General features: G+C 69.3%; 14 protein-coding genes. 8 read left to right on the top strand and 6 right to left on the bottom strand.

Going from position 1 to position 18630, the window contains the following annotated elements; genetic code table 11:
- Positions 1-32 precede the first annotated feature (32 nt).
- From glpX to EAH86_RS18765, 4 genes are read left to right on the top strand one after another with little or no spacing between them, the layout of a single operon-like run.
- On the top strand, positions 33-1082 hold the full coding sequence (gene glpX, locus EAH86_RS18780) for a class II fructose-bisphosphatase (RefSeq protein ID WP_140743608.1): 1050 nt from the start codon (positions 33-35) through the stop codon (positions 1080-1082).
- A complete protein-coding gene (locus EAH86_RS18775) occupies positions 1079-2005 on the top strand; it encodes a carbohydrate kinase family protein (protein WP_140743606.1) in 927 nt (308 codons plus the stop codon). The genes glpX and EAH86_RS18775 overlap by 4 nt, the downstream gene beginning before the upstream one ends.
- Before the next feature lie 26 nt (positions 2006-2031).
- Positions 2032-3711, top strand: a complete 1680-nt coding sequence (locus EAH86_RS18770) for a fumarate hydratase (protein WP_140743604.1) — start codon at positions 2032-2034, stop codon at positions 3709-3711.
- 14 nt (positions 3712-3725) lie between these two features.
- Positions 3726-4241 carry a beta-class carbonic anhydrase gene (locus EAH86_RS18765; RefSeq protein WP_140743602.1) on the top strand — a complete coding sequence of 172 codons (516 nt, stop codon included), beginning with the start codon at positions 3726-3728 and terminating at the stop codon, positions 4239-4241.
- Between the two features lie 2 nt (positions 4242-4243).
- Here the strand turns inward: EAH86_RS18765 and EAH86_RS18760 are convergent, their stop codons facing one another.
- Positions 4244-4666, bottom strand: a complete 423-nt coding sequence (locus tag EAH86_RS18760) for an Ohr family peroxiredoxin (RefSeq protein ID WP_140743600.1) — start codon at positions 4664-4666, stop codon at positions 4244-4246.
- Between the two features lie 148 nt (positions 4667-4814).
- On the opposite strand from EAH86_RS18760, the gene lhgO reads away from it, so the two are divergent.
- A complete protein-coding gene (gene lhgO, locus EAH86_RS18755) occupies positions 4815-6014 on the top strand; it encodes an L-2-hydroxyglutarate oxidase (protein WP_140743598.1) in 1200 nt (399 codons plus the stop codon).
- Positions 6015-6044: 30 nt separating this feature from the next.
- Here the strand turns inward: lhgO and glmM are convergent, their stop codons facing one another.
- The 3 genes from glmM to rplM form a co-directional block, all read right to left on the bottom strand.
- Complete coding sequence (glmM, locus tag EAH86_RS18750) at positions 6045-7400, bottom strand: phosphoglucosamine mutase (protein WP_140743596.1); 1356 nt, start codon at positions 7398-7400, stop codon at positions 6045-6047.
- Between the two features lie 164 nt (positions 7401-7564).
- Positions 7565-8068, bottom strand: coding sequence for a 30S ribosomal protein S9 (gene rpsI, locus EAH86_RS18745; RefSeq protein ID WP_140743594.1), 504 nt, complete (start codon positions 8066-8068; stop codon positions 7565-7567).
- A 9-nt stretch (positions 8069-8077) separates the two neighbouring features.
- Positions 8078-8521: a 50S ribosomal protein L13 gene (gene rplM, locus EAH86_RS18740; protein ID WP_140743592.1), complete on the bottom strand. Its 444-nt coding sequence runs from the start codon at positions 8519-8521 to the stop codon at positions 8078-8080.
- Between the two features lie 263 nt (positions 8522-8784).
- Here rplM and EAH86_RS18735 point away from each other — a divergent pair, with 263 nt between their 5' ends.
- A complete protein-coding gene (locus tag EAH86_RS18735; RefSeq protein ID WP_140743590.1) occupies positions 8785-9396 on the top strand; it encodes an ArsR/SmtB family transcription factor in 612 nt (203 codons plus the stop codon).
- Positions 9393-10685, top strand: a complete 1293-nt coding sequence (locus tag EAH86_RS18730) for an MFS transporter (protein WP_140743588.1) — start codon at positions 9393-9395, stop codon at positions 10683-10685. Before EAH86_RS18735 ends, EAH86_RS18730 begins: the two co-directional genes overlap by 4 nt.
- A 104-nt stretch (positions 10686-10789) precedes the next feature.
- On the opposite strand, the gene EAH86_RS18725 is transcribed toward EAH86_RS18730, so the two are convergent.
- Positions 10790-12040 (bottom strand): MFS transporter, encoded by a 1251-nt coding sequence (locus tag EAH86_RS18725; RefSeq protein ID WP_140743586.1) that lies wholly within the window; start codon positions 12038-12040, stop codon positions 10790-10792.
- Positions 12041-12116: 76 nt separating this feature from the next.
- On the opposite strand from EAH86_RS18725, the gene EAH86_RS18720 reads away from it, so the two are divergent.
- Positions 12117-12620: a MarR family winged helix-turn-helix transcriptional regulator gene (locus EAH86_RS18720; RefSeq protein ID WP_140743584.1), complete on the top strand. Its 504-nt coding sequence runs from the start codon at positions 12117-12119 to the stop codon at positions 12618-12620.
- Positions 12621-12729: 109 nt separating this feature from the next.
- Here the strand turns inward: EAH86_RS18720 and pulA are convergent, their stop codons facing one another.
- Positions 12730-18525: a pullulanase-type alpha-1,6-glucosidase gene (pulA, locus tag EAH86_RS18715; RefSeq protein ID WP_140743582.1), complete on the bottom strand. Its 5796-nt coding sequence runs from the start codon at positions 18523-18525 to the stop codon at positions 12730-12732.
- Positions 18526-18630: the final 105 nt, after the last annotated feature.

Genomic DNA, 18630 nt, shown 5'->3' with positions numbered 1-18630 from the left:
CGCTCACCCGTCGCCGTGTGAAGGATCGATGCATGTCTGAGCAGCACCTCCCCTCGTCCCTCCGTGTCGGTGTCGAGGCACCCGACCGCAACCTCGCCCTCGAGCTGGTGCGGGTCACCGAGGCCGCCGCCATGGCTGGCGGCCGCTGGGTCGGCCGGGGCGACAAGAACGGCGCCGACGGCGCCGCCGTCGAGGCGATGCGCGCGCTGATCAGCACGGTGTCGATGCAGGGCGTCGTGGTCATCGGTGAGGGCGAGAAGGACGACGCCCCGATGCTCTACAACGGCGAACAGGTCGGCGACGGCATCGGTCCCGAGTGCGACGTGGCGGTCGACCCCATCGACGGAACGACGCTCACCGCCAAGGGCCAGTCCAACGCCGTCTCGGTGCTGGCCGTGTCGGACCGCGGGTCGATGTACGACCCCAGCGCCGTCTTCTACATGGACAAGCTCGTCACCGGCCCGGAGGCCGCCGACGTGGTCGACATCCGCCTCCCCGTCGCCGAGAACATCAAGCGAATCGCCAAGGCCAAGAAGGAGACCGTCGAGGACGTCACCGTCGTCATGCTCGATCGTCCGCGCCACCAGAAGCTGGCTGCCGAGGTGCGCGACGCCGGCGCCCGGCTGCGGTTCATCTCCGACGGGGACGTGGCCGGCGCGATCATGGCGGCTCGTGACGACACCGGCATCGACCTGCTGCTCGGCATCGGCGGGACCCCGGAGGGGATCATCACCGCCTGCGCGATCAAGTGCCTCGGCGGCGTCATCCAGGGTCGGCTGTGGCCCCAGGACGACGACGAGCGCCAGCGCGCGATCGACGCCGGGCACGACCTCGACCGGGTGCTGTCCACCAACGACCTCGTCACCGGCGAGAACTGCTTCTTCGTGGCCACCGGCATCACCGACGGCGAGCTGCTCAAGGGCGTCCGCTACCGCGCCGGTGGTGCGACCACCCACTCGCTCGTGATGCGCTCGAAGTCCGGCACCATCCGCCTCATCGAGAGCCACCACCAGCTCGCCAAGCTGCGGGCCTACTCCTCGGTGGACTTCGACCACGCCGGGCCAGGCGTGCCGTCGTCATGACTCGCCCCCGTCCCCGCATCCTCGTCATCGGCGAGGCCCTCGTCGACATCGTGACCGACCCCGACGGCGAGTCCGTCGAGCACGTCGGCGGCAGCCCGGCCAACGTCGCGATCGGGCTGGCCCGGCTCGACCAGCCGGTGGACTTCGCCACGTCGCTGGGGCAGGACCCCCGCGGGGACCGCATCACCGCCCACCTCACGCGGCACGGCGTCACGGTGCTCAGCACCAGCCACGGCCAGGACCCCACCTCCACGGCACGGGCCCGTCTCGACGCCACGGGTGCCGCGACCTACGAGTTCGACCTCTACTGGAACCTCCCCCACATCGACCTGCCCGACGGGACCGGCCACGTGCACACCGGTTCGATCGGAGCGGTCCTCGAGCCGGGCGCCGCACGCACGCTCGAGGCACTGCGGGCGGTGCGCGACCGAGGCACCGTCTCCTACGACCCCAACATCCGCCCGGGGATCATGGGCGACCTCGACGTCGTGCGCGACCACGTCGAGGGCATCATCGCCCTCTCCGACGTGGTCAAGGCCAGCGAGGACGACCTCGAGCTCCTGTATGCCGGCCAGTCGCCCTCCCAGGTCATGGCCTACTGGGGCTCGCTGGGCGCCTCGCTCTCCGTGGTCACCCGCGGCGAGCACGGCGTCGTCTTCCGCGTGACCGCGACCGGGGAGGAGGGCAGCGCACCCACCGCAGCCGAGCGGGTCGTCGACACCGTCGGCGCCGGCGACTCCTTCATGGCCGGCCTCATCTCCGGCCTGCTGGCCTCGGGTCTGCTGGGCGACCCGGATGCGCGCACGCGCCTCGCGGGGGCGACACTGGATCAGGTGCGCCCCGCCGTGGACCGCGGTGTGGCGACCAGCGGGATCACGGTCGGCAAGGCCGGCGCCTATGCCCCCAGCCTCGACGAGCTGTAGACCTACGACAGGAGCACGACGACCCGATGGCCGAGTTCGAGTACGAAGACCTGTTGCCGATCGGCCCGGACGAGACCGAGTACCGGCTGCTCACCACCGAGGGTGTCGCCACGGTCGAGGGACCCGGTGGGCGCACCTTCCTCCAGATCGAGCCCAATGCGCTGCGGAGACTCACCGAGACCGCGATGCACGACATCGCGCACTACCTGCGGCCCGCGCACCTCGCCCAGCTCCGTCGCATCATCGACGACCCCGAGGCGAGCAACAACGACAAGTTCGTGGCGCTCGACCTGCTCAAGAACGCCAACATCGCGGCCGGTGGCGTGCTGCCGATGTGCCAGGACACCGGTACCGCGATCGTCATGGGCAAGCGCGGCCAGCACGTCCTCACGTCGGGCACCGACGAGCGCGCGATCGCCGGGGGTGTCTACGACGCCTACACCCGTCTCAACCTGCGCTACTCCCAGATGGCACCCATCACCACGTGGGAGGAGAAGAACACCGGCTCCAACCTCCCCGCGCAGATCGAGCTCTACGCCGACACCACCGAGGGCCACGAGACGGCATACAAGTTCCTCTTCATGGCCAAGGGCGGCGGCAGCGCCAACAAGTCGTTCCTCTACCAGGAGACCAAGGCGGTCCTGAACCCAGAGCGCATGCTTGCCTTTCTCGACGAGAAGCTGCGCAGCCTCGGCACGTCCGCGTGCCCGCCCTACCACCTGGCCATCGTCATCGGCGGCACCAGCGCCGAGTTCGCCCTGAAGACGGCGAAGTACGCCTCTGCCAAGTACCTCGACGAGCTCCCTCGTGAGGGGTCGCTCTCGGCCCGCGGTTTCCGCGACACCGAGCTCGAGGAGCAGGTGCTCGAGCTGACTCGCAACTTCGGCATCGGCGCCCAGTTCGGCGGCAAGTACTTCTGCCACGACGTCCGGGTCGTCCGGCTTCCGCGCCACGGTGCCTCCCTCCCGATCGCCATCGCGGTCTCCTGCTCGGCCGACCGCCAGGCCCTCGGCAAGATCACGCCCGAGGGTGTGTTCATCGAGGTCCTGGAGAGGGACCCTGCGCGGTTCCTGCCCGAGACGACCGACGAGCACCTCGAGGACGAGGGCGACGACGTGGTGCGGATCGACCTCAACCGCCCGATGGACCAAATCCGCGAGGAGCTCACGAAACACCCTGTCAAGACACGGCTTTCGCTCTCCGGCCCGCTGGTCGTCGCCCGTGACATCGCGCACGCCAAGATCAAGGAGCGGCTCGACGCCGGGGACGGCATGCCGCAGTACCTCAAGGACCACGCCGTCTACTACGCCGGTCCGGCCAAGACTCCTGAGGGCTACGCCAGTGGTTCCTTCGGGCCGACGACCGCGGGTCGGATGGACTCCTACGTCGACCAGTTCCAGGCCGCCGGCGGCTCAATGGTCATGCTGGCCAAGGGCAACCGCTCCAAGCAGGTCACCGACGCGTGCGACCTCCATGGCGGCTTCTACCTCGGGTCGATCGGTGGCCCGGCCGCCCGGCTCGCCCAGGACTGCATCAAGTCGGTCGAGGTGCTGGAGTACCCCGAGCTCGGCATGGAGGCGGTCTGGAAGATCGAGGTCGAGGACTTCCCCGCGTTCATCGTCGTCGACGACAAGGGCAACGACTTCTTCGCCTCCACCATCAAGCCGATGGCCATGTCCATCCCCAAGCGACCGGGACTCCTGTGACCGACAATGCTGCTGTGAACGAAGGCGCCACTCCCGCCAAGGGATTCGACGACCTGTTGGCCGCCAACCAGGCGTTCGCCGCCCGGTTCACGCTGGGCGGCTTCGACGGCATCGCGCACCGCGGCGTCGCCGTGGTCACCTGCATGGACTCGCGCATCGACCCGTTGCGCATGCTCGGCCTGTCCCCCGGTGACGCCAAGATCTTCCGCAACCCGGGTGGCCGCGTCACCGCCAACGCGCTCGAGGCGCTCGTCCTGGGCGTCCACCTGCTCGGGGTCGAGCGCATCCTCATCGTCCCCCACACCCGGTGCGCCATGGCCAGCAACACCGAGGCCGAGCTGCGTGAGCGGGTCGGCGCGTCGGCTGGTCAGGACGCCTCGTGGCAGGGCTTCCACGTCATCGACAACCAGCACGAGGCGCTGCTCGCCGACGTGCGCGCCGTCCGGTCGCACCCCCTCATCGGTGACCAGGTCGCGGTCGGCGGCTTCATGTATGACGTCGACACCGGCCTGCTCGACCAGGTCGTCTGACCTCAGGCCAGTGCGACCGTGACGTCGATGTTGCCGCGCGTGGCCTTGGAGTAGGGGCATCGCTCGTGCGCCGCGTCGACCAGCTGTTGTGCGGTGCCGCGGTCGAGCGACGGCACGGTGGCGACGAGCGCGACTGCGAGACCGACTCCGGTGTCCGTCTTCCCGAGAGTCACGGTCGCCGTGACGGTCGAGTCCGACGTGTCCAGGCCCATCGCGGTCGCCACCGAGTTGAGGGCATTGCCGAAACAGGCGGCATAGCCGGCGGCGAAGAGGGTCTCGGGGTTGGCCTTGGGGTTCGCCTTGCTGCCGGGCTTGCCCAGCTTGAGGTGGATGACGCCGTCCTCGCTCGAGACGTGGCCAGCGCGACCACCCTGGGCCGTCGCGGCGATGGAGTAGAGCGGTTCGGTCAGTGACTCGTGGGGCATGGCGCTCGCCTTTGGTTGAGTGACGGTTGGTGACATCCTCGACTCACCCACCGGACCTGACAACTGCGCCCCGGCCACGTGCATTCCGACGCGGGGCGATTCTGCCCACTCCGACACGCACCAGTCCCACCCGATCTACGCTGGCCCCATGCCGACGCCGGTGCGCTACCTCGTCATCGGCGGCGGGATCATCGGGCTCTCCGTCGCCGAACGGCTGTGCCGCGAGCACCCGGACGCCCACGTCACGCTGGTGGAGAAGGAGGGCCACTGGGCCGCCCACCAGACCGGGCGCAACAGCGGGGTGATCCACTCCGGTCTCTACTACGCGCCGGGCTCGAAGAAGGCGCTGATGTGCCGCACCGGCGCGGCAGCGATGGTCGCCTTCGCCCAGGAGGAGGGCATCGCCCACGAGATCTGCGGCAAGCTCGTCGTGGCCACCCGCGAGGACGAGCTGCCGGGGCTCACGCGGCTGCAGGAGCGGGGGCTCGCCAACGGCCTCGAGGTCACCCGGCTCACCGGCGAGCAGGCCAAGGAGCACGAACCGCACGTCAGTGCCGTCGCGGCGCTGCACGTGCCGGCGACCGGGATCATCGACTACAGGGCCGTGTGCGCCGCACTCGTCCGGCGTCTCGAGCAGGCGGGCGCCACTCTGCTGCTCGGTGCCGAGGTGCTCGGCGCGGTCCGCTCCGGGCCCACGACCGTCGTGCACACCACCGCCGGAGACATCGCCGCTGACCACGTCGTCGCCTGCGCCGGGCTGCACTGCGACGAGGTCGCCCGCCGCCTGGGACACCAGCCGTCCGCGCGCATCATCCCGTTCCGCGGTGAGTACTTCGAGCTGCGGCCCGAGGCCACCCACCTGGTCCGCAACCTCGTCTACCCGGTGCCCGACCCCGACTTCCCGTTCCTCGGCGTGCACCTCACCCGCGGCATCGGTGGGCACATCCACGCCGGTCCCAACGCGGTGCTCGCCTTCGCGCGAGAGGGGTACGACTGGCGCACGGTCAGGCTCGCCGAGCTACGGGACACCTTGACCTATCCCGGCTTCTGGCGGCTCGCCGCGCGACACTACCGCGCTGGGTCGGCCGAGATCGCCCGCTCGCTGTCCCGTCACCGGTTCGCCGAGAGCCTGCGTCGCCTCGTCCCCGACGTGCAGGACGACGACCTCGTGCCGGCCCCGGCGGGAGTGCGCGCCCAGGCCATGAAGCGCGATGGGTCGCTCGTCGACGACTTCCTCATCGAGCGGTCCGGGTCGGTGGTCCATGTCCTCAACGCCCCGTCCCCCGCCGCGACCAGTGCCTTTGAGATCGCCCGTCACATCGTCAGCCTTCTCGACGAATCCGCTTAGCCAGCAACGCTTGCACGCCCTGTGGTGGCCTCAGAGGGACAGGCGCGCCCGCACGACCTCGACGAGGCGGTCGGCGACGGCCTGGGCCTGCTCCTGCTCGCCCGCCTCGACCATGACGCGGACGACCGGTTCGGTTCCGGACTTGCGCAGCAGCACCCGCCCGGTGCCTGCGAGGGCCTCCTCCTCGGCCTTGACGGCCTGCTGGAGCTCTTCGTCGGACTCGACGCGAGACTTGTCGACGCCCTTGACGTTGATCAGCACCTGCGGGAGCCGGCGCATCACGGTGGCCAGCTCGGACAGCGGCTTGCCGGTCGCCTTGACCCGGGCGGCCAGCATGAGCCCGGTGAGCACGCCATCACCCGTCGTGCCGTGGTCGAGGAAGATCACGTGGCCGCTCTGCTCCCCGCCCAGGGACAGCGAGGAAGCCCGCATCTCCTCGAGGACGTAGCGGTCGCCGACGGCCGTCTGGCGCACGGAGACGCCTTCGCGCTCCATCGCCTGGATCAGTCCGAGGTTGCTCATCACGGTGGCGACGAGGGTGTCCTGGACGAGGGTGCCGCGCTCCTTCATGTCCAGGGCCAGGATCGCCATGATCTGGTCACCGTCGACCTCGGTGCCGCTGGCGTCCACCGCGAGGCAGCGGTCGGCGTCGCCGTCGTGGGCGATGCCGAGGTCGGCACCCCTGGCCGCGACTGCAGCCTTGAGGTGGTCGAGATGGGTCGACCCGTAGCCGTCGTTGATGTTGAGGCCGTCGGGCTCGGTGCCGATCTCGTAGACCTCGGCGCCGGCCAGGCGGAACACCTCCGGCGAGACCGAGCTGGCCGCACCGTGGGCGCCGTCGATGACGACCTTGACCCCGTCCAAGCGGTTGGGCAGCACGGTGAGCAGGTGGGAGATGTAGCGGGTGTGCCCGTCGGGCATGGTGACGACGCGGCCGATGTCGGCACCCGTGGGCCGCTCCCAGTGCTGGTCCAGCCGCGCCGCGATCTCGTCCTCGATCTGGTCGTCCAGCTTGTGGCCACCGGCGGCGAAGAACTTGATCCCGTTGTCGGGCATCGCGTTGTGCGAGGCCGACAGCATCACGCCGAAGTCGGCGTGGGTGTCCCCCGTGAGGAACGCGATGGCCGGTGTCGGCAGGACGTTCGCGTGGTAGACGTCGACACCTGCTGACGCGAGGCCGGCGATGACCGCTGCGGACAGGAACTCGCCCGAGGCCCGCGGGTCACGTCCGACGACGGCCTTGGGACGGCGGCCGGCGCGGCGGGCGGTGTCACCCAGGACGTGGGCAGCAGCCACGCTGAGCCGCAGCGCCAGCTCGGCCGTGATGTCGACGTTCGCGAGCCCGCGAACGCCATCGGTACCGAAGAGTCGTGCCGTGGTGGGCATGAAGGGGAAGCCTTTCCGACGATCAGGGTGCGCACCCGGCATACCTCGTCGATCTGGTCCGGGCGCACGGACGCAACTGGGCCGAACCTACTCCTGCAGACGCCGAAGGCGGCACCCGAGTTGTCGGGTGCCGCCTTCGGTTGTGCTGCTGGCAGGAGCCAGGATCAGCGCTTGCTGTACTGGGGTGCCTTGCGGGCCTTCTTGAGACCAGCCTTCTTGCGCTCGGGGACGCGCGAGTCGCGCTTGAGGAAGCCGGCCTTCTTGAGCGCCGGACGGTTCAGCTCCTCGTCGATCCCGTTGAGCGAGCGGGCCACGCCGAGGCGGACCGCGCCGGCCTGGCCGGAGGGGCCACCACCATGGACGCGCACGAGGATGTCGTACGCACCGTCGAGCTCGAGCAGCGTGAGCGGCTCGTTGACGATCTGCTGGTGGACCTTGTTCGGGAAGTACTGCTCGAGCGTGCGCCCGTTGATCTTCCAGTCGCCGGTGCCGGGGACGATGCGCACGCGGGCGATGGCCTGCTTGCGTCGGCCGGTGGCAGCACCGGGCGCGGTCGCGCTGGCGCGACGCGTGGGCTCGTCGGAAACGGGGCCCTCGGACTCGGAGGTGTACTCGGTCAGCTCGACCTCGTCACCCTCGACAGGGGTCTCAGTGTTGATGTCAGTCACAACAAATCCTTACTGGGAGACCTGGGTGATCTCGAACGGGACGGGCTTCTGGGCGCTGTGCGGGTGCTCGGATCCGGCGTAGACCTTGAGGTGGGTCAGCTGCTCACGACCGAGCGTGGTGTGCGGGAGCATGCCGCGAACGGCCTTCTCCACGGCCTTGGCCGGGCTCTTGGCGAGCAGCTCGGTGTAGGACGTGCTCTTGAGGCCGCCCGGGAAGCCGGAGTGGCGGTAGGCCTTCTTCTGCTCGAGCTTGGCGCCGGTGAGGGCGACCTTCTCGGCGTTGATGATGATGACGAAGTCGCCACCGTCAACGTGCGGCGCGAACGTGGTCTTGTGCTTGCCGCGCAGGAGGATCGCGGTCTGGCTCGCCAGACGACCCAGGACGATGTCCGTGGCGTCGATGACGTGCCAGGTGCGAGTGACCTCGGCCGGCTTGGGGGTGAAGGTGCGCAAGGTAATGGCCCTTTACTGCTGGTGAAGTGATGATGATGGACTCGTATGCCGTGTGCGCCCGAGGCGCGCGGCCCTTGCGGACCGATGGGTGAGCGCCTTCCGAGGGCGCACGGCACAACGTCCTCAATGTTACGGCGAACCGCGATGCTCCCCAAATCGCCGCCACCGGGGCCGAGAACGGGCTCTGACCTGCACAAACACCGGTGCACATTTCTTGTGCAGAGAACTTGTGCATTGATAGTGTGCAAAGGTATTGTGCACGCATGGCCACTACTCGCACCCAGATCGGCGACATGACCGGGCTCCGCCTGGACGCTGCCGCGCTCAAGGTCCTCGCCCACCCGCTGCGTGCCCGGCTGCTCAGCGCCCTGCGCGTCGACGGCCCGGCGACGGCCACCGACCTGGCCACGCGCCTGCAGACCAACTCGGGCGCGACGTCCTACCACCTGCGCAAGCTCGAGGCCGTGGGCCTGGTCTCCGACACCGGTGACGGCGAGGGCAAGCGGCGGCTCTGGCAGGCAGCGACCGACTTCCACACCTGGGACGCAAGCGACTTCGACGGCGACGAGGACTCAGAGACCGCCCTGAACTGGCTGGTTCGCGACTACTCGCGCCACTTCGCCGAGCAGTTCGACAAGTGGCTCGACGTCGAGACGACCTGGCCGCTCGCGTGGCGCGACGCCGCAGGGATGAGCGACAACTTCATCATCGCGACGCCCGAACAGGTGGAGACGCTCAAGGGTGAGATCGACGAGCTGCTGCTGAAGTACCGCCGCGTCGGCCAGGGCAACCCCGAAGCCCGGCGGCTGGCGGTCTACTCGGCCATCTACCCACTCGACCTGGGCCGGGTGCCCACCGGCAAGGACAAGTCATGACCACCCTCTCCCCCACTGCCGCCAAGCGGGTCTTCCTCATCCTCAGCACGACCCGGTGGCTGCCGGTCGGCTTCGTCGTCGGCATCTTCACCCTCGTGGCCCGCGAGCGCGGCCTCACCGTCCAGCAGATCACCCTCTACATGACCGCCCAGGGGATCATGGTCTTCCTGCTCGAGCTGCCGACCAGCGGGTTCGCCGACGCGTTGGGGCGGCGTCCCCTCCTGCTCGTCGCCGGAATGGTCAACATCGGCGCCGGCGTGGCCTTCCTCTTCGCCCACTCGTTCTGGCAGTTCGCCCTGTCCGCGGGCCTCATGGGGGTCTACCGGGCGCTCGACTCCGGTCCCCTGGAAGCCTGGTACGTCGACACCGTGCACGAGCGCGAGCCAGGCGCCGACGTCCACCGCGCCATGTCGGCCCAGGGCGTGCTGGTCGGGCTCGGCATGGGCGGCGGCGCCCTGGTGTCCGGTGGCCTGGTCGCCTGGCACCCGTTCCGCGACTCGAGCGCGCTGCTCCTGCCGATCCAGGTCTTCGTGGCGTTGTGCGTCGTCCACCTGGTCGCGACCTCCGTGCTGCTGCGCGAGACCCCACGCAGCGACGACGGGATGCGGGCTCGGCTGGCCGACTCCGTCCGCGAGACCCCCGTCGTGGTGCGCGACGGGATCCGTCTGGTGACTCGCAACCGGGTGCTGGCCGGGCTCGTCGCAGTCGAGCTCTTCTGGGTCATCGGGATGATGGCCTACGAGACGCTGATGCCCCTCCGGCTGTCCGACCTGCTCGGCTCGGAGGCCAGAGCCGGCGCCTGGATGGGCCCCGCGGCGGCAGGAGGCTGGGCGCTCTTCTCGGTGGGGTCGTGGCTGGGAGGTCGCGCCGCCGACCGCTTCGGGCTGGTGCCCGCCGCGGTGCTCGGTCGCGTGCTCAACGGCCTCGGCGTGGTCGCGATGGGACTCGTCCTGGGACCAGCCGCACTCATCGCGGCCTACCTCGTGACCTACTCGCTGCACGGCGCCGCGAGCCCCGCCTACATGGGGCTCATGCACCGCGAGGCGAGCGCCAAGAACCGCGCCACGATCCTGTCGCTGGGCTCACTGGTCATGCAGGCGGGCGGCGCCGTGACCGGCCCCCTCCTGGGCCTGCTGGCTGCGCAGACTTCGATCGCGACCGCCATGGTCGTCGCCGGGGCCATCAGCACCGTGGGCTTCGTCTGCTTCCTCCCGGCCTGGCGTCGTGGACGCAGCCAGCCCGTTGAGGACCTGGCTGTCGAGGACGTCGAGGACCCTGCCACCGCCTAGCCCCGTCAACGGACGAGCACGGTCCCGTGCAGGCGCCTGCTCCTCGCTCGCCTCAGCAGGGCGAACGAGGAGCAGGGCGCGACCATGGTCGCCCGCCCACGACCTCACCCGTGCGCGGCCACAGCAGGTTCGGCCGCAGCAGGTTCGGCCGCCGGGACGCTGGTGGACCGGCGCAGCTCGCGTGAGCCGCGGACCAGCATCGGGGCGAAGGAGGCGAGCGCCATCACCACCGCCGCCACGACGATCACCCGTGCGGTGCCGAAGGTGTGAGCGAGGGGTCCGGCGAGGGCGTTCCCCGCGGGGATCGCCACGAACGACGTGAGGATGTCCCAGGACGACACCCGCGCGAGCACCGCGTGCGGGACGCCGTCCTGCAGCGCCGTGTCCCAGCAGACCGAGAAGTACATCAGCCCACCGAAGGCCACCACGGCCGCACCGACGATCACCACGAGGTCCCCCGGCCACGCGAACGCCGCTGCGAACAGTGACATCAGGGCCACGCACGGCCAGCCGACGAACAGCGGGCGGCTCGGCGGCAGCCGCAGCGCGAGCAGTCCGCCGACCAGCCCCCCAGCGCCAGAGGCCGCCGAGATCCAGCCGAGTGCGGTCGGACCGCCGAGGTCGCGCACGACGATCACGTCGATCAGGACGACGACGGCACCAAAGGCAGCGTGGTATGCCGTGGCGGCCAGCAGCCCGGCGAGCAGCCACGAGCGGTTGGTCACCTCGTGCCAGCCCTCGCGCAGCTCCGCGAGCATGCCGACCCGGGGAGCGCGCGGTGCCTCGACACGGATCGCGGCGACGATGGCTGCCGACACGAGGAAGGAGACGGCGTTGACGACGAAGGCCCAGGGCGCACCTGCCCAGGCGACGAAGACGCCGGCGGCCGCCGGGCCGAGGATGAAGGCCGAGTTCTGCAGGATGTTGAGGGTGGCGTTCGCCGCGTGACGCCGGTCGACCGCGACGAGCAGTGGCCGCAGCGAGACGAAGGCCGGTCCGAAGAATGCAGCCGCGCCGCCGGTCACGGCCGCCAGCCCGCACAGCAGGGCGAGGCTGTCCTGCCCGGTAGCGAAGTATCCGGCGGTGGCCAAGGCGCTCGCTGCCCGCACGAGATCGCTGACCACCATGATCCGGCCCGGCGCGAGTCGGTCGGCCCACACCCCACCGAGCAGGGTGCCCGCCAGGCGAGCCGTCATGGTCGCGGCGAGGACGAGTCCGAGCTCGCTGGCGCTGCCACCCCCTGCCACCACGGCGACGGCGAGCGCGATCGGAGCGAACGCGTCGCCGAACCACGAGAGTCCCTGGCCCGCGGCCAGGAGTCGGAAGCCCGAGGAAGGTGTCGTTCTGGTATCCATCCGACGATAGTAGTACGACGTCTAACTATCTGTCATCTAATTCTCAGACGGTATCCACATCTGGCACACTCAGCCCATGGCCAAGGAACAACAGCAGGACTGGGTCGACCAGCACGTGGAGCGATGGCGTCGCACCTTCAAGGGCTTCGACCCCGAGGTCGAAGGGGTGCTGGTGCGGATCGGCGCCATCAACCGCCACGTCAAGCGGACCAACGCGGCCGCGTTCGACGAGCTCGGCCTGGGGCCGGCCGAGTACGACACGCTGCACACCCTGCTGATCCAGCCCGAACCCAACGAGACCACCCCGGCCCAGCTCGCCGAGGCCTGCCACGTCACGCGGGCCGCGATGACCTCCCGGCTGGACCGGCTGGTCGAGCTGGCCTACCTGACGCGCGAGATCGACCCGCTCGACCGGCGCCGCATCATCGTCCGCCCGACCCAGGCGGGCCGCGCCGTGTGGAAGCAGGCCCTCGAGCTGGCCGTGGTCCGGGAGAAGCAGACCATCAACGTCCTCAGCGAGGCCGAGAAGGTCCAGCTCAACACCCTGCTCCGCAAGGTCGTCCTCGGCCTCGAGACCTGACCCGTTCCCTACCCTCTGCTAGCAAAGGAAACTCGTTCGTGGACAGGCTGCAACCTGTCCTCCGACCAGGAACCCTTGCTAGCAAAGGTTCCTGGTCGAGGCTGAGGCGTCAGTGCTGGAAGAACACCGCCACGGTGCGCGGCGGGACGGTCGCGGTCCCGGCTGCGGCGTTCCACGTCGCGGTCTTGACCACGGCGTCCGACCCGCCCTGCTGCACCGGTGCGAGCGCGAGCGCGGCACCGGCCAGTCCGGGGACCTTCTGGGTCACGGCGGTCGGCGACGCGTTGAACACGACGACCAAGCCCTTGAGCTGCGGGTCGGCGTCGACACCCACGGTGTCGTCGATCCGCATGGCGATCACTCCGGCATGGGCGTCGGCCGTCCCGCTCGCGGGGAACGAGACCTTGGCGTTGATGGCCGAGGCCGAGCCCAGACGGAACAGCTTCGTCGAGAACCGCAGCCGCAACAGGTCCTGCGCCTGGACGGTGGCCGCCTGCACGTCGGCCGCGGCGGGCCTGAGGGCAGCGTTGGCGAGCAGCGGCTTCTGGATGGGCCACTTCGCCTCGTTGTCCGCCTTGAGCGGGAGGCCGTGCCCGAAGCCGTTGTCGGCACCGGTCCAGTCGAGGGTGTTGAACCAGTCCGAGCTGTCATAGCTGTTGCGGTCCAACGACTTCGAGCGGAGCAGGTCGGCCCCGGCGTGCCAGAACGACGGGGTCTGCGACAGCGCCGTCGTGGCCAGCGACATCGTGTTCATCCGAACGCGGTCCGACATCGAGGTGGCGACCGGCAGCTTGTAGGTCAGGCTGTCGAACAGCGTCTCGTTGTCGTGGGCGTCGACGTATGAGATCACCTCGTCGGGCTGGTCGGCATAGCCGGCCGGCGAACCGTTGTAGTCCACGTCCTTGCCCGTCACGACCGTGCCATTCTGGTTGAGCCGCAACGAGAACGACCTCAGGTTGCCGGCCAGCCCGAGCTCGACCAGGTCGGTGTCGTGCTTCAGCGACGTGGCCGGGTCATAGCCGGCGAACGGCACCCCGTTCGCGTCGGTGGACTCGCCGCTGCCGAAGCCCTGCTTGCGGGGGTCGTCGTCGAACGGTCCGCCACCTCGGACTGCGTCACGCAGCCGGTCCGAGAACGTGCCGATGTGGGTCCCACCGAGCTGGCCCTGGGTGGCCTGCTCGAACCGCGCGTTGTTGGCCACCTCGCCGAAGTTCCAGCCCTCCCCGTAGAGGTAGACCGACTTGCCGTCGACCCCGTCCTTCTTCAGGGTGAGCTGGTCGAGGGCAGCCCGCACGGCCAGCATGTTGGCCTTCGAGTGGTGGCCCATCAGGTCGAACCTGAACCCGTCCACCTTGTAGTCGCGGGCCCACAGCACCACCGCGTCGACCATCGCCTTCTGGGCCATGGCGTGCTCGGTGGCGACGTTCTGGCAGCAGGTCGAGGTCTCGACCGCACCCGAGGCGTTGAGCCGCTGGTAGTAGCCGGGCACGACCTTGTCGAGCACGCTCGTAGGTGCCTGGCCAGACGTCGGCGTGTGGTTGAACACCTGGTCGAGCACGACGCGCAGGCCGTCCTGGTGGATCGCACCGACCATGGTCCGGAACTCGGCGACCCGCGCTCCGCCGTCGGCCTTGGCTGCCGTCGATGCGTAGGAGCCCTCGGGCGCCATCCAGTGCCACGGGTCGTAGCCCCAGTTGAAGGCGTCCTTGGCCCGGATCGGCTCGATGCAGGCCTGCTGCTGGTCGCTGTCCGGCGCGAACGACTTCAGGTCGCACCCAGGCGTCGCCTGCTTCGCCGGGTCCTCTGGGATCGAGGCGATGTCGAAGGTCGGCAGCAGGTGCACCGTGTTGAGCCCCGCCGACGCGAGCGCCTTGAGGTGCTTGGTGCCGTTGCCGTTCTCCGCGAACGCGAGGTACGAACCGCGGTTCTCGGCGCTCACCGTCGGGTCGTTCACGGAGAAGTCGCGGACCTGGAGCTCGTAGATCGTCGAGTCGACGTCCTGCTTCAGCACCGGCGATTTCGCGGTCCGCCAGAGCGACGGCTGGTATGCCGTGTCCTTGAGGTCCACGGCCACCGACCTGGTCGAGTCCAGCGTCAGGGCAACGGAGTACGGGTCGGTCACCTGGGTGGTCTCGACCTTGCCCGTGCTGGGCACGTAGACGGTCACCTCGTACAGGTAACGCGCGTTCCGAACGCCGGCCGAGCCGGACCACGAACCGTCCGACGCCCGGGTGAGGTGCGTGCGCGTGGCGGCGCTGGCCGGCGCATCACCGGCGGCCCCAGGGGCCCAGGTGAGCAGGTCCACCTGCTGTGCGGTCGGCGCCCAGACCCGGTACGACGGTGACCGTCCACCGAAGGTGACGCCGTAGGCACGCTTGCCTGCGTCCGCGGCATACAGGTCGTCGAGGACGTAGGGGATCTGCACGCCGGTGGCGTCGAGCAGCCGGCTCAGCGAGTCGTACATGCCGACCGCGATCTGGCCCTTGAGGATGTCCGGCACCTTGCCGGCCGTCTTCCGGTCGAGCCGTAGGGCGAGGTAGCCCGCGAGCTCGGGGTGGGCGGCCAGCACAGCAGGCGACAGCCCTTCAGGGTCATAGCGCAGCGGCGCGGACGAGCCGCCGGTGATGTCCTCGGCGTCGACGGTCAGGCCACCGGTGGCCGACCAGGCGAGCCGCCACTTGAGCAGCGCAGGGGTGGCGCCGTCGGGGACCATGGCCGCCGGCCACGCGATGAGGTCCTTGCCCACCCACACGGCGCGCTGCTTGGTGAGGTCTGGTGCGGCACCCGCCCTGACGGCCTTGGCGGTGGCCACGTGCGTCGACAGGACGTACGAGATCGAGACCACCATGCCGTCGGACGGGACCGTCACGGTGATGTTGGCGCCGCCGGGAGCCCCGCCGGCTCCGTAGTTCACGTCCCAGTTGAGGCCGTGCGCGACCTTGAAGTCGTACGTTCCGGCAGGGAGCTGGTCGCTGGACCAGGTGTAGGTGCCGTCACCGTCGGGATCCTGCAGCCAGGGCCGCATGCAGTCCGGTGCCCAGTCGGCCGGGCACCCCAGCTCGGACTGGAAGGAGCCCGGGGCGGTGATGATCGGGCCCTGCGCGTCGGAGGTGACCCAGTGGGTCCCGTGGTCGTAGTAGAAGTTCACGGGCTTCGCCGCGGGGGCCGTGTAGCTGATGTTGTCACCGTTCGGGACAGCGCCCGCTCCGTAGTTCTCGTCCCACTTCTTGTTGATCGCGGCCTTGTAGGCGTACGGCGCGGTCGGCAGGGTGTAGCTGCCCTTCCAGATCTGGTCCTTGGGGTCGAGGGTCAGCTGGGCCTGCGGGCAGTCGGGCGACCAGTCGGCCGCACAGCCCATCTCCGAGTTGTGGTCACCGGGCACGCTGACGGCGTCAGGCTGGGTCACCGGACCCACGCCACCACCGCCGCCGCCGCTGGCCTTCGGGTCCCCCACAATCCCGTAGGACGAGGAGGCCGACACGTGACCCGCGATGTCCTTGGCCACGGCGCGGTACTCCACGAGGGTGCCCTTGGGCCACACGGTCGCATCGCTGACGTCGTGGAAGACCCGGTAGGGCGCGTTGTCGTCCGTGCCGAGCTTGGTCCAGGCCGTCGTGCCGACCGGACGGGCAAGGAACGACACCTGGGCGAAGGTGTTGTCGGGGATGGCCGCACCGATCTCGGCGCGACCGCCGACGACGTCGCCGGCTCCGGGCGACGTGAGGTAGACCGCCGGGGCGGACCTCGGCTTGTCCATCGGTGACGTGGCCTTCCACACCGACACCGACTGGGCGGGGACGCTCACGGTGAGCCGGCCGTCCTTGCCGGACCGGGCTGACGTCGTCGCGCCGTAAACCGGCGCGAACGTCTGGTTGTGGCCGTAGGTCGCGAACGTGGCCGGCTTCGCAGCGTCCGCGTTGTTGAGGGCGACGACGTACTCGACGTTCTTGCCCTTGTCGATGCGGGAGAACGCGAAGATGCCCGCGCTGCTGCTCGCGTAGCGGTGGATCTGCGCGCCGTCGGCGAGCGCCGGGTTTGCGGCCCGCAACGCGGACAGCGCCTTGATGTGCTGGTAGAGCGGCGCAGCGGTGTTGAACCGGTCCTTGGCGCCAGGGGTGTCACCCAGCACCTGCTCGGTGGCATAGCTCGGCACCTGGGTGGCGAACATGTCCTGCCGGGCGGCCTTGTCCCCGCCCGATCCCATGAAGCCCTGCTCGTCGCCGTAGTAGGTGATCGGCTGGCCACGGGTGAGGAACATCAGCGAGTCGGCAAGCTTGACCCGCCGCATCAGATCGGCGTCGTCAGCACTGGCGCCCTTGAGCATCATCGCCACTCGGCCCATGTCGTGGTTGCCGAGGAAGGTCGGCAGCTCGTAGGCGTTGGAGTCGCTGTCGGTGTAGTAGTCGTCGTCGGCGTAGAGGTCACGCAGGTCCGTGCCGGACTTGCCCTGCACCCAGTTGACCGACTGCGCCTGGAACCCGAAGTCCAGGGTCGCGGGCAGCTTGCCCGTCGTCGTGTACTGCGACATGAAGGAGGGGCGAGCGTCGTAGACCTCGCCGAACATGAAGAAGTCGTCGTTGCCGTCGTGGCGGGCCTGCGCGAGCATCGCCGGGTTGAACGACTGCCAGAACTCCATGTTGACGTGCTTGACCGTGTCGATGCGGAACCCGTCGACGCCGAAGTCCACCCACGCCTTGTAGATGTCCTCCATGCCCTTCTCGACGTCCTGCTGCTCGGTGAACAGGTCGTCGAGGCCGACGAAGTCGCCGTACTCAGCGGACTCCCCGGCGAAGGTCGAGTCACCGCGGTTGTGGTAGTTGGTCGGGTCGTTCAGCCAGGCCGGCACCTTGGCCGTGGAGTCACCCGGGTTGGTGAACACCGGGTGGTAGGGGAACGACGTGGCTGGGTCCATCGCGGGGAAGTTGGGCTTCTCGGCAAACGCCTTGTCGTCGAAGACGGTGCCGCCGGCGTCCTTGTAGGGGAACGTCCCCTTGTCTCGGTAGGTGTACTGCCCCTCGGAGTAGTTGATGACGTCGGCCGTGTGGTTCGTGATGATGTCGAAGAAGACCTTCATGCCCTTGGCGTGGGCGGCGCTGATCAGCGCCGTGAGGTCCGCGTTGGTGCCCAGATGCGGGTCGACCTGGGTGAAGTCGGTGATCCAGTAGCCGTGGTAGCCCGAGCTCTCGTTGGGCGCGGTCCCCTGTACGGGCTTGTTCTTGAACGAGGGGGTCAGCCAGATGGAGGTGGTCCCGAGGTTCTTGATGTAGTCCAGCTTCTGGGAGATCCCCTTGAGGTCGCCACCGTGGTAGAAACCGTTGTCCGTGCGGTCCAGGCCGGTCTGCAGGCGGTTGCCCGTGAGACCGCCCGCGTCGTTCGACGGGTCGCCGTTGGCGAACCGGTCGGTCATGACGAAGTAGTAGCGCTCCTTGGTCAGGCCCGCCCGCAGTGAGTCACCGGCATACGCCCGGTCCGCCTTGGTCGCGGGTCCGGACAGCACGGTGGGCCGGATCCCGACCTGGTGCGTCACGTCGTCGTAGGAGAACTCGACCGTGGCCGGGCCCTTGAGGACGAGCGGGATGTTGGCACCGTTGGAGGCGCCGGCGGCGCCGTAGTTCTCGTCCCACGAGTGGTTGATGACGATCTTGAACTCGTAGCTGCCCGCGGGCAGCGAGAAGGTCCTGGCGTATGCCGTGGTGTTGCCGACCTGGGTCAGGTCCGTGGCCGCGCACTCGGGCTTCCAGTCCTCCGGGCACCCGAGCTCGTCCTGGAGCGAGCCCGCGAGGGAGGCGGTCCGTGGCGGCGGGTCCGCCGCTCCGGCGGGTGCAGCCGCGAGGGGCAACCCCACTCCGGCGGCGATGATGGCTACGCCACTGAGGGCAGCAACAAGGGACTTGGGTCGCGCCATGACAGCACCGTCCTGGTCAGCCAGCAAGGAGGGGGAACCTTGGCAATGTATTCCCGCTCGCCCTTGAGCGCGCGTCGAGATCTACCGTCGATGCGCGGTCTTTGA

This window comes from Pedococcus bigeumensis, assembly GCF_006438965.1.
In the GTDB taxonomy this organism is placed as follows: Bacteria; Actinomycetota; Actinomycetes; order Actinomycetales; family Dermatophilaceae; genus Pedococcus; species Pedococcus bigeumensis_A.
The sequence above is the reverse complement of the archived record's forward strand: the minus strand, read 5'-3'. Positions and strand labels throughout refer to the sequence as shown.

What these genes read in the sequence shown, in the direction of transcription:
- EAH86_RS18760 (WP_140743600.1), bottom strand. Translation starts at nt 4,666, where the DNA reads ATGCCCCACGAGTCACTGACCGAACCGCTCTACTCCATCGCCGCGACG.
- EAH86_RS18735 (WP_140743590.1), top strand. Translation starts at nt 8,785, where the DNA reads ATGGCCACTACTCGCACCCAGATCGGCGACATGACCGGGCTCCGCCTG.
- EAH86_RS18730 (WP_140743588.1), top strand. Translation starts at nt 9,393, where the DNA reads ATGACCACCCTCTCCCCCACTGCCGCCAAGCGGGTCTTCCTCATCCTC.
- glpX (WP_140743608.1), top strand. Translation starts at nt 33, where the DNA reads ATGTCTGAGCAGCACCTCCCCTCGTCCCTCCGTGTCGGTGTCGAGGCA.
- pulA (WP_140743582.1), bottom strand. Translation starts at nt 18,525, where the DNA reads ATGGCGCGACCCAAGTCCCTTGTTGCTGCCCTCAGTGGCGTAGCCATC.
- glmM (WP_140743596.1), bottom strand. Translation starts at nt 7,400, where the DNA reads ATGCCCACCACGGCACGACTCTTCGGTACCGATGGCGTTCGCGGGCTC.
- lhgO (WP_140743598.1), top strand. Translation starts at nt 4,815, where the DNA reads ATGCCGACGCCGGTGCGCTACCTCGTCATCGGCGGCGGGATCATCGGG.
- EAH86_RS18725 (WP_140743586.1), bottom strand. Translation starts at nt 12,040, where the DNA reads ATGGATACCAGAACGACACCTTCCTCGGGCTTCCGACTCCTGGCCGCG.
- EAH86_RS18770 (WP_140743604.1), top strand. Translation starts at nt 2,032, where the DNA reads ATGGCCGAGTTCGAGTACGAAGACCTGTTGCCGATCGGCCCGGACGAG.
- EAH86_RS18720 (WP_140743584.1), top strand. Translation starts at nt 12,117, where the DNA reads ATGGCCAAGGAACAACAGCAGGACTGGGTCGACCAGCACGTGGAGCGA.
- EAH86_RS18775 (WP_140743606.1), top strand. Translation starts at nt 1,079, where the DNA reads ATGACTCGCCCCCGTCCCCGCATCCTCGTCATCGGCGAGGCCCTCGTC.